This window comes from Ideonella dechloratans (genome assembly GCF_021049305.1).
Taxonomy (GTDB): Bacteria; Pseudomonadota; Gammaproteobacteria; order Burkholderiales; family Burkholderiaceae_C; genus Ideonella; species Ideonella dechloratans.
In genome coordinates this window covers 3,645,331-3,657,995 of the sequence record NZ_CP088081.1, presented here as the reverse complement: position 1 = coordinate 3,657,995, position 12,665 = coordinate 3,645,331, and the positions used below count along the sequence as shown (strand labels likewise).

11 protein-coding genes are annotated in these 12,665 nt (G+C 72.2%); 5 read left to right on the top strand and 6 right to left on the bottom strand.

All coding sequences use genetic code 11. From position 1 onward, the window contains the following. Positions 1–48: 48 nt before the first annotated feature. Positions 49–969, bottom strand: coding sequence for a LysR substrate-binding domain-containing protein (locus LRM40_RS17020; protein ID WP_151124790.1), 921 nt, complete (start codon positions 967–969; stop codon positions 49–51). A 110-nt stretch (positions 970–1,079) separates the two neighbouring features. Here LRM40_RS17020 and LRM40_RS17015 point away from each other — a divergent pair, with 110 nt between their 5' ends. Further along, positions 1,080–2,171, top strand: a complete 1,092-nt coding sequence (locus LRM40_RS17015; RefSeq protein WP_151124789.1) for a YeiH family protein — start codon at positions 1,080–1,082, stop codon at positions 2,169–2,171. 91 nt (positions 2,172–2,262) lie between these two features. Further along, entirely contained in the window at positions 2,263–2,688 is a 426-nt protein-coding gene (locus LRM40_RS17010; protein ID WP_151124788.1) for a hypothetical protein, read from the top strand. Here LRM40_RS17010 and LRM40_RS17005 read toward each other — a convergent pair. After that, positions 2,667–3,161 (bottom strand): cupin domain-containing protein, encoded by a 495-nt coding sequence (locus tag LRM40_RS17005; RefSeq protein WP_151124787.1) that lies wholly within the window; start codon positions 3,159–3,161, stop codon positions 2,667–2,669. The two genes, LRM40_RS17010 and LRM40_RS17005, sit on opposite strands and share 22 nt — an antisense overlap. Before the next feature lie 72 nt (positions 3,162–3,233). Between LRM40_RS17005 and recQ the strand changes: the two genes are divergently transcribed. The 3 genes from recQ (at position 3,234) to LRM40_RS16990 (ending at position 6,484) form a co-directional block, all read left to right on the top strand. Continuing rightward, positions 3,234–5,120, top strand: coding sequence for a DNA helicase RecQ (gene recQ / locus LRM40_RS17000; protein WP_151124786.1), 1,887 nt, complete (start codon positions 3,234–3,236; stop codon positions 5,118–5,120). A 162-nt stretch (positions 5,121–5,282) separates the two neighbouring features. Continuing rightward, positions 5,283–5,498, top strand: a complete 216-nt coding sequence (locus tag LRM40_RS16995) for a hypothetical protein (protein WP_151124785.1) — start codon at positions 5,283–5,285, stop codon at positions 5,496–5,498. Between the two features lie 8 nt (positions 5,499–5,506). Beyond that, entirely contained in the window at positions 5,507–6,484 is a 978-nt protein-coding gene (locus LRM40_RS16990) for a DUF6976 family protein (protein WP_151124784.1), read from the top strand. Between the two features lie 10 nt (positions 6,485–6,494). On the opposite strand, the gene LRM40_RS16985 is transcribed toward LRM40_RS16990, so the two are convergent. The 4 genes from LRM40_RS16985 to LRM40_RS16970 form a co-directional block, all read right to left on the bottom strand. Continuing rightward, positions 6,495–6,983 (bottom strand): hypothetical protein, encoded by a 489-nt coding sequence (locus tag LRM40_RS16985; RefSeq protein ID WP_151124783.1) that lies wholly within the window; start codon positions 6,981–6,983, stop codon positions 6,495–6,497. A 106-nt stretch (positions 6,984–7,089) separates the two neighbouring features. Next, positions 7,090–9,786: a magnesium-translocating P-type ATPase gene (gene mgtA, locus LRM40_RS16980; protein WP_151124782.1), complete on the bottom strand. Its 2,697-nt coding sequence runs from the start codon at positions 9,784–9,786 to the stop codon at positions 7,090–7,092. 19 nt (positions 9,787–9,805) lie between these two features. Beyond that, the gene (locus tag LRM40_RS16975) at positions 9,806–11,566 is read right to left on the bottom strand and encodes a PHA/PHB synthase family protein (RefSeq protein WP_231067614.1); all 1,761 of its coding nucleotides are present in this window, start codon (positions 11,564–11,566) and stop codon (positions 9,806–9,808) included. Positions 11,567–11,586: 20 nt separating this feature from the next. Then, positions 11,587–12,660, bottom strand: a complete 1,074-nt coding sequence (locus tag LRM40_RS16970; RefSeq protein WP_151124780.1) for a patatin-like phospholipase family protein — start codon at positions 12,658–12,660, stop codon at positions 11,587–11,589. Between the last annotated feature and the right edge of the window lie 5 nt (positions 12,661–12,665).

Here is a 12,665-nt window from a genome sequence, read left to right as displayed (position 1 = left end):
CGCTGAAGGGGCAAGATTATCGCCGATCGGCCCGGCCGGCCACCCCTGTCAGGGGGGAGGGCCGTCGGTCTGGGCCAGGGTGGGCAGCAGGGCGATCAGCGCGGCCAGCGCGGGCGTGGGCTGGCGCCCGGCCTGCAGCACCCAGTGCCACTGGCGGCTGATGCGCGGCAGCGGGGCGGCCACGGTCTGCAGCTGGCCGCGGGCCAGGTCCTCGGCCACCACCCGGCGCGACAGGCAGGCCAGGCCCAGGCCGGCCAGCGCGGCCTGGCGCAGTGCGGCGTTGCTGCCCAGTTCGATGCGCCGCCGGTAGGGGCCGATGCGCGGTGCCAGGGCCTGGTCGCTGATCTCCCGGGTGGCCGAGCCGGTTTCGCGCAGCAACCACACGGCCTCGGCCAGGTCGGCCAGCGTGCTGCCCTGGGTGGTGGCCACGGCGGGCGTGCCCACCACCACCAGCTCGTCCTCCAGCCAGGGCTGGGCCACCAGGCTGGCGTCGTGGTGCGGGCCCTCGATCAGGCCGATGTCCAGTGCGTGGGCGGCCACCAGGCCGCAGATCTGCGCGGTGTTGCCCACGGTCACCGTGGTCTGCCAGTGCGGCGCGGCACGGGGCCGATCGCCCAGGAAGGCGGCCAGCACCGCCGGCACGCCGTGGTCGGCCACCGTCAGGCTGGCGCCGATGCGCAGCGCGGCGCGCTGGGCGTCGCTGTCCTGGGCCAGGCGCTCGATGTCGCCCGCGCCGGCCAGCAGGGCCTCGGCCCGGGGCAGCAGGGCGCGGCCGTTGTCGTTGAGCAGCAGGCGCTTGCCCACCCGGTCGAACAGGCGCAGCGACAGCAGCCGCTCCAGCTCCTGCAGTGCGGCGCTGGTGGCCGACTGCGACAGGGCGATGGCCTCGGCCGCCGCGGTCGTGCTGCCGCTGCGGGCCACGGCCACGAAGATCTGCAGCTGGCGCAGGGTGAGGTGCAGCACGTCCATGGCCGCACTTTATAACGATTTAATCGATTGATATGACTAAAACTATCAGTTGGACGGGTTGATCTGGCCCCGGAACACTGGCGCATCGCTTCACCGAACCGGAGATCGCCATGTCCTCCCCCTCTTCCACCCTGCCGCTGTCGCCCGGGCGTCTGCACCACGGTCGCCGCTGGCTGGGCCGCCACGCGGCCGGCCTGGCCCTGTGCGCCGCCCTGGCCGTGGCCGCCCAGGCCCTGGGCCACTGGGCGGTGTTCGACCACCACGGCATCGGCACGCTGACCCTGGCCCTGCTGCTGGGCATCGTGGCGGGCAACGGGCTGCCGCAGCGTTGGCTGGGCCCGGCCGAGCACGGCGCGGCCCTGTCGCGCCAGCGCCTGCTGCGCGCCGGGGTGATGCTGTTCGGCCTGGGGCTGACGGTGCAGGACCTGGCCCATGTGGGCCTCACCGGCGTGCTGCTGGCGGCGGTCATGCTGGCCTCCACCTTCGCCCTGGCGGCCTGGGCCGGCCCGCGCTGGCTGGGCCTGGACCGGCCCACGGCGCTGCTGATCGGCGCGGGCAGCGCCATCTGCGGGGCCGCGGCCGTCATCGCCACCGAGCCGGTGGTGCGGGCCCGCAACGGCGAGGCCACGGTGGCGGTCAGCACCGTGGTGCTGTTCGGCACCTTCTCGGTCTTCCTCTATCCGTGGCTGGGCGAGATGGCGGCGCACTGGGCGGCCCTGCCGCAGGGCGCCACCGGCCTGGGCCTGTACCTGGGCGCCACCGTGCACGAGGTGGCCCAGGTGGTGGCCGCCGGCCGGTCCATGGGGACGGACGTGGCCAGCGTGGCGGTGATCGAGAAGATGGTGCGGGTGATGCTGCTGGCGCCCTTCCTGCTCGTTCTGTCCTCGCGCTGGCTGGCCCGTGGTGAGGGCGGCGCGGCGACGGGCCGCCGCGGCGGCCACACCCCCTGGTTCGCCTGGGGCTTCCTGGCCATGGTGGGGCTGCATTCCACCGGCTGGCTGCCGGCCGCGCTGGAGGCCGGGGCCAGCCAGGCCGGCACCGTGATGCTGGCCATGGCCATGGCCGCCCTGGGCCTGAACACCCGCTGGTCGGGCGTGCGGGCGGCCGGGCTGCGGCCGCTGGCCCTGGGCACCCTGCTGTGGGCCTGGCTGGTGGTCGGCGGTGCCCTGCTGGTGCGGGGCGCCGAACTGCTGGGCGCCTGACCCCGCGGGACACACCGGGGGACGCGATCCCCGGCTACAGTGCCGGGGACAGGCCGCCGCCGGCGGCCGCCCATCCCCGCCTGCGCCGCCCATGTCACCCCTGCCCTTGCGCTTCCCGCACCGTCCTGCCCTGTTCCGCCTGGCCTGCGCGCTGGGCATCGCCGTCCTGGCAGGCTGCAGCAGCGCTGCGCCCGAGCCACCGCTGCTTCAGTTGCAGGAGCTGACCAGCACACCGCGCTGCAGCGCCGACATGCATTGCCGCACCCTGCCGGTGGGCGCGCGGGCCTGCGGCGGGCCCTCGCGCTACCTGGTCTGGTCCACCCTGGTGAATCGCGAGGAGGAACTGAAGGCGCTGGCGGCCCAGGTGACCGCGCAGGAAAAGGCCCGCAATGCCGCGTCCGGCCGCATGTCCACCTGCGAGATGCTGGTCGACCCGGGCGCGCGCTGCGACTTCGCCATCGGCCAGTGCGTTGCCGGCGGCGGGGCATCGGTCCGTCAGGGCTCGCCGTCCCAGTAATCCAGCGCGTCGGCCGGGCGCTGCAGCACCTTCACGCCGGGCGCCCAGGCCATCACCTTGCCGGAGTCGGGGTATTCGCACAGCTCGGGTCGTTGCCGGGTGCTGATGGACAGGTACTTCAGCGGCGCGTCCGAGGTGTTGAGCAGGTGGTGCGGGTACTCGGGGCCGGCGGGGATGAAGATCACGTCGCCGGCTGTCACCGGCAGCTGTTCGCCGGCCACCCGCAGCGTGCCCTGGCCTTCGAGGATCACGAACATCTCCTCCTGGGCGTGGTGCAGGTGGTAGGGGCAGCTGCGCTGGCCCGGGGGCACCACGTCCACGCCGCAGCCCAGCTGTTGCGCGGCCGTGCCGTCCGACAGGCTGGCGTAGCGCGACGCATACAGCGGCGGGCGCGACAGGGTCTGGGCGGCGGGGCCGGCCAGGGCGTCGTCGATGGCGCGGATCAGGCGCTGGCGCAGGGTGGTGGCATCCATGGCGTCTCCTGGTGAGAGGCTGGCCAGCATAGTCCGCAGGCGGCCGGGGCGCAGCAGGTACCATGACGGGCGATGCCCGCCCCGCTCTCGTCCGCTCCCCTCGACATCCTGCAGGAAGTCTTCGGCTACACCGCCTTCCGCGGCCACCAGGCCGCCATCGTGCAGCAGGTGATCGACGGCGGCGACGCGCTCGTGCTGATGCCCACCGGTGGCGGCAAGAGCCTGTGCTACCAGATTCCCGCCATCGCCCGCCACCGCGCCGGCCTGGGCGTGGCCGTGGTGGTCAGCCCGCTGATCGCGCTGATGCAGGACCAGGTCGGCGCGCTGGAAGAGGCCGGGGTGCACGCGGCCTTCCTGAACTCCTCGCTGGACCTGGAGGGCGTGCAGCACGTCGAGCGCGAGTTGCTGTCCGGCCGTCTGGTGACGCTCTATGCCGCGCCCGAGCGCATCACCCACCCGCGCTTCCTGGCCATGCTCGACTCGCTGCAGGAGCGTGGCAAGCTGAGCCTGTTCGCCATCGACGAGGCGCATTGCGTGAGCCAGTGGGGCCACGACTTCCGCGAGGAATACCTGCAGCTGGGCCTGCTGGCCGAACGCTACCCCGGCGTGCCGCGCATCGCGCTGACGGCCACCGCCGACGAGCACACCCGGGCCGACATCGTCGAGCGCCTGGCGCTGCACACGGCGCAGACCTTCATCAGCAGCTTCGACCGGCCCAACATCCGCTACACCATCGTCGAGAAGGACAACGCGCGGGCCCAACTGCTGCGCTGGCTGCAGGACGAGCATGCCGGCGAGGCCGGCATCGTCTACTGCCAGAGCCGGCGCAAGGTGGAGGAGACGGCCGAGTGGCTGCAGGACCAGGGCATTGCCGCGCTGCCCTACCACGCCGGGCTGGACGCCGAGGTGCGCCGGCGCCACCAGGACCGCTTCCTGCGCGAGGACGCGCTGGTGATGGTGGCCACGGTGGCCTTCGGCATGGGCATCGACAAGCCCGACGTGCGCTTCGTGGCCCACCTGGACCTGCCCAAGAACATCGAGGGCTACTACCAGGAGACCGGCCGCGCCGGCCGTGATGGCGAGCCGGCCCAGGCCTGGATGGCCTATGGCTTGGCCGACGTGGTCAACCAGCGCCGCATGATCGACGAGAGCACGGCCGAGGACGAGTTCAAGCGCCTGCAGCGCGGCAAGCTCGACGCCCTGCTGGCGCTGTGCGAAAGCCTGGACTGCCGGCGCGTGCGCCTCCTGCAGTACTTCGGCGAGGAACGCCCCGAGGGCTGGCGCTGCATGAACTGCGACAACTGCCTGGAGCAGCCGGCCCGCTGGGACGCCACCGAGGCGGCGCGCATGGCCCTGTCCTGCATCTACCGCTGCCACCAGCACTCGGGTTTCGGCTTCGGATCGGGCCACCTGATCGACGTGCTGCGTGGCCAGTCCACCGAGAAAACGCGCCAGCGCGGCCACGAGCAGCTCTCCACCTGGGGCATCGGCCGCGACCTCAGCGAGGCCCAGTGGCGCGGCGTCATCCGCCAGCTGATCGCCCTGGGCCATGTGCTCAGCGAGGGCGAGTACAACACCCTGGCACTGGGCGAGAGCGCCCGCGCCGTGCTGCGCGGCGAGGTAAAGATCGAGCTGCGCGAGCCCAAGGCACCGACGCCACGCGGCCGCCGCTCGCGCAGCGGCGCCGGCAGCAGCCGCAGCACGGCCGCGCCAGTGCTGGCCACGCTGGACGCCGAAGGCCAGGCCCGCTTCGCCGCCCTCAAGGCCTGGCGGGCCGAGGTGGCGCGCGAGCACAACCTGCCGGCCTACATCGTCTTCACCGACGCCACGCTGCGCCAGATGGCCGAGCAGGCCCCGACCTCTCTCACCGAACTGGGCCAGGTCAGCGGCGTGGGCGCCAAGAAGCTGGAGGCCTACGGCCGCCAGATCCTGCGGGTGCTGGACGAACAGCCCCAGTGACGCGGGCAGGGGGGGCCGTCCCCCAAGGTGTGCAGTTTTTGGCATGTCAGGCGAATCTGACGTTTGAAGCGGATTTGCCTGCTTCATCGGTCGGGAGGCGGGTCGATGCGGGAGCGGTGCGCCGTCGACACGGCGGTGCAGACCCTGATCGGAGACATGACCATGACCCTTCCTGCCGCCAACCACCCCTGCTGGCAGCGCCTGGCCACCAGCGGCACGCAGAAGCTCAAGACCCAGCACCTGGGCACCCAACTGCTGCTCAAGCGCCTGGAGCGCAGCGCGGACCCCGTTCCGGCCAAGGCGGCCGAGCTCCACGCGTTCTTCACCAAGTGGGAGCGCATCCTCGCCAACGAAGTCCAGCAACTGGCCACCCTGTGAGGCACACCATGAACCAACTGATGTCCATCGAGGCCGCCAGCGAGATGATCCGCCGCGGTCTGCCCCTGAGCGTGGCGGGCCCCGAAGCCGTGCTGGACCGCCTGCCCCAGGGGCAGTGGATCGGCGGCACCATTCCCTACTTCATGGTCGAGGAGGGCGGCGTGGTGGTGCAGGACGAACGCCTCTTCGTCACCGACCTGTCCGGCCTGGGCCAGGTGCGCATGGGCAGCTACGGCCCGGACGAGCTGGCCCGCATCAGCGGCGAGGCGCCGGACAACGGCGTGTCGCTGACCATCATCCCGGCGGCCAGCCCCACGCTGCGCCGCTTCGCGGCCGAGGCCGCCGGCTACGAGGAAGCTTTCGTCAAGCCCACCGTGGGCTGGATCGCCGGGGTGCACCTCAGCGAGCTGGGCCGTGTCACGCCCAAGGTCTATGACGGCAGCACCGGTCAGAAGTACGAGGACCGCGCGGTGGTGGCCCATCTGGCCCTGTCCGAAGGCCGGCTGGCCCTGGTCGAGATCGTCAACCTCTTCGAGCCCGACGGCGGCGACGTGCTCCGCTTCGGCGAGGTCGGGGACCGGGTCCAGACCTGCCTGGTCAACGGCGAGACCGTGCGCCTGGCCGACTACATCCGCAGCCGTGGCCTGGCCCATGGACGCCTGCCGCTGGTGGGCGATTTCGCCGGCGCGCACATCAACGTGTCGCTGCAGACCGTGGGCGAGGACAGCGTGAGCCTCTACGCCCCGGTGTTCCCGGGGGTGGACTACCACGTCGCCAAGCCGGTGGACGACTACGCGGCCGCCTTCCGCGCGGCCCTGGCCGGGCGCCAGCTGGATGGTGCGGTGATGTCCTGCAACTGCATCCTGAACTTCCTGTTCGGCGAGCTGGAAGGCAAGGCCATCGGCGGCGTGCAGGGGCCGGTCACCTTCGGCGAGATCGGCTACCAGCTGCTCAACCAGACCCTGGTGGTGCTGCGCGTGGTGTGAGGGCCTTCGCTCAGCGCGATGCGGGCAAGGCCCGCATCGCACACGCCGAGCGCTCGGCGAACACCCCGCCGGGCAGGCCCCAGGCGTGGGCGTAGTGCAGCTCGCCCGCCGGGTCCAGCACCAGCCGGATCTGTTCGCGAAAGTGTGCGGCTTCCTCGCTCGGCCCGGTGGTGAAGCAGACCTCCCAGCGGCCCTGCGTGTCCGGGGCCGCGTCATGCCTCCCCGCGGGCAGCACGATGCGGTGGCACCAGATGTCGGGCAGCTCGCTCATCACCGGCCACAGGCACAGCTGCCCCTCGGCGTCACGGGCCAGCAGCGTGGCCTCCTCGTGCACCAGGCGACCGTCCGGCAGCCGCAGCGCCCGGTAGCGCAGCAGCACGCCGCGCTCCTCCACCAGGGGCTGCAGCTCCAGCCGTCCGGTGAACTCCTCGTCCTCGTGGTTGCGTCCCAGGCCCCGCCATTGCTGCGGGCCTCGGCACAGGGCCTGGATCAGGTCCATGTCCTTGTTTCTCCCTCGGTCTGCCGTCCTCTGTTTGAAGGACAGTCTTGGGGCGATGCGCCGCTGCGGCAACCTCAGCCCTGAGGATGTGCGGGCGATGGCCGGCTCACTGCCAGCCGTGGCGGCGCACCCAGGCGCGTTTGGCCCACTGCACGCAGGCCATGTAGCCCAGCAGCAGCAGCGGCAGCAGCGTGAAGTAGCTGGCGGGCAGGGCCTGCAGCTTCAGCCAGGAGGCCAGCGGCCCCTGGGGCAGCCACAGGGCCAGGGCGGCCAGGGCGCCGGTGGTGGCCAGCAGGGCCGGCGCGGCCCGGCTGCCGACGAAGGGCAGGCGCGGGCTGCGGATCAGGTGCACCACCAGGGTCTGGGTCAGCAGGCTTTCGACGAACCAGCCGCTCTGGAACAGCGTCTGCTGCGCCGGGCTCTGGGCGCCGTAGCCCCACCACATCAGGGCGAAGGTGGCCAGATCGAAGATCGAGCTGATCGGCCCGAAGGTCAGCATGAAGCGGCCGAGGTCGTCCGGGTTCCAGCGCTGCGGTTGGGTCAGCAGATCGTCGTCCACCCGGTCGAAGGGCACGGCCGCCTGGCTGAAGTCGTACAGCAGGTTCTGCACCAGCAGGTGCATGGGCAGCATGGGCAGGAAGGGCAGCAGCAGGCTGGCCACCAGCACCGACAGCACGTTGCCGAAGTTGCTGCTGGCGGCCATCTTGATGTACTTGAGCATGTTGGCGAAGGTCTTGCGGCCTTCGGTCACGCCGGCGTCCAGCACCAGCAGGCTCTTTTCCAGCAGGATGATGTCGGCCACTTCCTTGGCGATGTCGACCCCGGTGTCGACCGAGATGCCGACGTCGGCGGCGTGCAGGGCCGGCGCGTCGTTGATGCCGTCGCCCATGAAGCCCACCACATGGCCCTGGGCCCGCAAGGCACGGACGATGCGTTCCTTGTCCTGCGGGGCCAGCTTGGCGAAGACATTGACCTCGCGCACCGCGGTCTGCAGGGCCGCGTCGTCCAGGGCCGCCACCTGGGGGCCCAGCAGCACGCCGCTCACTGGCAGGCCGACCTGCTGGCAGACCTGGCGCGTGACCGCGTCGCCGTCGCCCGTCAGCACCTTGACCGTGACGCCGTGCCCGGCCAGGGCCTGCAGGGCGGGGGCGGTGCTGTCCTTGGGCGGGTCCAGGAAGGCGACGAAGCCCGCCAGCGTCAGGGCCGCCTCGTCAGCCACATGCCAGGCGGCCTGGGCCGGCATCTCCCGCCAGGCCACCGCCACCACGCGCAGGCCCTCGGCACTGAGCTGGGCGGCCGCAGCGCGGATGGCCTGCAGGCGCTCGGGCGTGAGCGGCTGCACCTGGCCCGTCTCGCTCACCTGGGTGCAGCAGGCCAGCACCTCCTCCACCGCGCCCTTGCAGACCAGCCGCGCCGCGCCGCCACCGGGCGGCTGCAGCACCACCGACATGCGCCGGCGCTGGAAATCGAAGGGCACCTCGTCGAGCTTGGTCCAGCCGGCACAGGGGCCGGCCAGGTCGCCGCGGGCCAGCAGCGCGCGGTCCATCGGGTTCTTCAGCCCGGTCTGGTGCTGGCTGTTGAGCCAGGCCCAGCGCAGCGCGCCCTCGTCGGGCCGGCCCCAGGCATCGGTGGCATGCGACAGCGCGATGTGGTCCTGCGTCAGCGTGCCCGTCTTGTCGGTGCACAGCACGTCCATCGCGCCCAGGTTCTGGATGGCGTCCAGCCGCTTGACGATCACCTGCCGCCGGGCCATGGCCACCGCGCCCTTGGCCAGGGTGCTGGTGACGATCATCGGCAGCATCTCGGGCGTGAGCCCGACGGCCACCGACAACGCGAACAGGAAGGCCTCCAGCCAGTGGCCGTGGCCCCAGCCGTTGAACAGCAGCACTGCGGGCACCATCACCGCCATCCAGCGCAGCAGCAGGCGGCTGACCTGGTTGATGCCGGCCTCGAACTGGGTCGGCGGGCGTTCGGTGCTGGCGGCGTGGCCGGCCAGGGCGCCGAAGAAGGTGTGCGGCCCGGTGGCCACCACCAGCACCGTGGCCGAGCCGGAGACCACGTTGGTGCCCATGAAGACCAGGTTGTCCGCCGCCAGCGGGTCGGCGACGGCCGCCAGCGCCCGGGCATGCTTTTCCACCGGCAGGCTCTCGCCGGTCATGGCCGCCTGGTTGACGAACAGGTCCTTGGCGCTCAGCACCCGCGCATCGGCCGGCACCATGTCGCCGGCCGACAGCGCCACCACGTCGCCGGGCACCAGCCGGGCCATCGGCTCCTCGCGGGGCGCCTGGCCGGGCCGCAGCACGCTGGCCTGGCTGCTCACCAGGGCCTTGAGCGCGTCGGCGGCCCGGTTGCTGCGCCGCTCCTGCACGAAGCGCATGCCGGTGGCCAGGGCCACCATGGCCAGGATGACGGTGGCCGAGCGCAGGTCCTGCGTCAGCCAGGACACGCCGGCCAGGGCGGTGAGCAGCAGGCTGAAGGGGCTGCGGTAGGCCTGCCAGAGGTGCAGCGGCCAGGGCAGCGGCTTCTCGGTGCCGACCTGGTTGGGGCCCGCGTGGCGGCGCACCCGCTGGGCCTGGGCTTCGCTCAGGCCCTCCGTGCTGCTGTGCCAGTGCGCCAGGGCCGCCTCGGGCGAGAGCCGGGTGGCCGCCCGCAGGGCGCCGCCCACCTGGGCCGCCGCATGGCGGTGCGATGCCCCGCCCACCGCATGGCCCCACCAGGCCAGGCGGCGGAAGCGGTGGCTGCCGTGCTGGCGGTGCAGGAAGTGGGCAAAGCCGCCGCGGGGACGGGCCGGGGCCTGGGCCATGGGCAGAGACGGCGCGGGCTCAGTCCAGGTAATGCTGGTGCACGTAGTGGCCCGGTGCCGGGCCCAGGGCTTCATCCTCCAGCGGCAGACGACCCGGCACCGTGCCGCTGCCGTGGCCGATCAGCCATTGGTGCCAGGCCGTCCACCAGGAGCCGTCCTGCGGCATGGCCTGGGCCTGCCAGTCGCCGCAGGTCAGCCAGGGACCGTCGGCGGGGCGGGTCAGCATGGCGTAGTGGCGGTTGGGGTGACCGGGTTCGCTGACGATGCCGGCGTTGTGGCCGCCGCTGGTCAGCACGAAGGTGATCTCGGTGTCGGCCAGGCGGTGGATCTTGTAGACCGACTTCCAGGGCGAGACGTGGTCCTTCTCGGTGCCCACGACGAACATCGGCACCCGGATGTCGGCCAGCGAGACGGCCCGGCCCTCCACCGGAAAGCGGCCTTCGGCCAGTTCGTTGCGCAGGTAGCAGCGCCGCAGGTACTCGCTGTGCATCACCGCCGGCATGCGGGTGGTGTCGCTGTTCCAGGCCATCAGGTCGTTGGGATGCTCGTTCTCGCCCAGCCACAGCTCGCGCAGGGCCTGCGACCACACCAGCTCGCGCGAGTGCAGGTACTGGAAGGCGCCGCCCATCTGCGGCCCGCTGAGGAAGCCGCGCTCGGCCATCATGTCTTCCAGCAGCGAGACCTGCGACTCGTCGATCAGCACGCCCATCTCGCCGGGTTCGGTGAAGTCGGTCTCGGCGGCCAGCAGCGTCACCGTCTTCAGGGCCGGCAACAGGTGGGCCTGTTCGATCTGGCCCGGGCGCGAGAGCGCGGCCGCCGCGATGGACAGCAGGGTGCCGCCCAGGCAGTAGCCGCAGGCATGCACCGCCTCGGCGTCGGGCACCAGGGCCTTGATCGCGGCCAGGTTGTCGAACACCCCCTCGTGCAGGTAGTCGGCCATGTCCAGCAGCGCGTCGGTTTCGTCCGGGTTGCGCCAGCTCAGGATGAACACCGTGTGGCCCTGGTCGGTCAGCCACTTGACGAAGGAGTTCTGGGGCGAAAGGTCCAGGATGTAGTACTTCATGATCCACGAGGGGACGATGAAGACCGGCTCGCGCTGCACCGACGCCGTGGTGGGCGAGAACTGCAGCAGCTCCGTCAGGTGGTTGCGGTGCACCACCCGGCCGGGGGTGATGGCCACGTCGCGCCCGGGCCGGTACTCGTGTTCGCTGGGACGCACCGGGGCCAGGCCGTGCTGCTGGCGCCAGTTGTCCAGCGCATTGATCCAGCCGTTGACCAGGTTGCTGCCCAGGGTCTCGCGGGTGCGCTCGCGCACCTCCGGGTTGCCCCAGAGCCCGGTGTTGCTGGGCGAGAGCATGTCCAGCCACTGGCGGGCGTAGAAGCGCGCCATCTCCTGGTGGTGCGGCTCCATGCCGCGCAGCCGGGTGGCATCGTCCCACCAGGCCTCGGCCTCGTGGTAGGCGTGCACCACCGGGGCCCAGGGCCAGTGCTTCCAGCCCGGATGCAGGAAGCGCGGGTCGTTGTCGTCCTCGGGCCGGTTGTGCAGGGTGTCGGCCCACCAGTGCAGCGCGCTCTGCTGGGCCGCGGTGGCCAGGCGGGCGACCTGGGCGGGCTGGCTGGCCAGATGCAGGGCCCAGTCCATGCCGGCCAGGGCCAGCGAGATGGGCGACAGCCCGCTGCTGGCCTTGGCCAGGGCCGCGTGCAGCCGGCTGTCGAACTGGGTGGCGGTGCGGCGGGCGTGCTCCTCGGCGGAGATCGCGGGGGTGACGTTGTCTTTCATGGGGACCTTCATGGGGGCATTCAGGCGGGGTGCCCGGGGGCGGGCAGGGCCGGCAGGGGCAGGGCCGCACCGCAGGCGGTGAAGACACGGGAGAGGTCGACCGTGGCGGCCTGGCCCAGCTGGGGGCCGTGCCGGGCCAGCCACTGGGTGGCCAGGGCGCGACCCTGCTCGAACAGGGTCAGCAGGAAGTCGCGCTGCACCATCATCTTGCTCTCGGTGGACAGCTCGCCCAGCAGGGCGCCGCCATCGAGCAGGTGAAAGCGGCTGCGCGCCAGCAGCCGGTCCAGCCGGTCGGCCGGCCACCAGCGGTGCCGGGCCCGCTGCTGGGCCTGGGCCAGCAGCTGCATCTCGCGCAGGAAGCCGGCCTGCACGCCCATGGCGCTGAGCCGGGCCTGGATCTCGGCTCCGGTGTGCGGGGTCTGGGCGTACTGCAGCGGGTTGAGCAGCACCAGCAGGGTGTCGCGCGCGCGGCCCTGCGACACCAGGGGCAGCACCGCCGGGTTGGCGCTGTAGCCGCCATCCCAGTAGGCCACGCCGTCGATCCGCACGGGGTGGAACAGCGTGGGTAGGCAGGCCGAGGCCAGCAGCACCTCGCAGCTCAGCTCCTCTTCGGTGAACAGGCGGGTGCGGCCGCTGTCGGCTTCGGTGGTGGCCACCAGCAGGTGCACCGGCGCCTCGCACCGCAGGCGCTCGAAATTGAACTGCGCCTGCACCACCTCGCGCAGCGGGTTGATGTCCAGCGGGTTGAAGTTGGCCGGGCCCAGGTGGCGGGTCCAGTCCAGGGCCAGGGTCAGCCAGGGCACGGCGCCGGTGCTCGGGTTCTGCATGGGCAGCATGCCCACCAGGGCCGGCACGCTGTCGGCCACGGCGGTCCAGAAGCGCCGCAGGCTGGCACGGGCGCCTTCGGCCCCATCGTCCAGCAGGCCCTGGGCCAGGGCCACCGCGTTCATCGCGCCGGCGCTGGTGCCGCTGATGGCCACCGGCCGGATGCGGCCGTCCTCCAGCAGGGCGTCCAGCACGCCCCAGGTGAAGGCGCCGTGGGCGCCGCCGCCCTGCAGGGCCAGGTTGACGGGCAGCGGTGAGGCGGTGGCCATGGTGC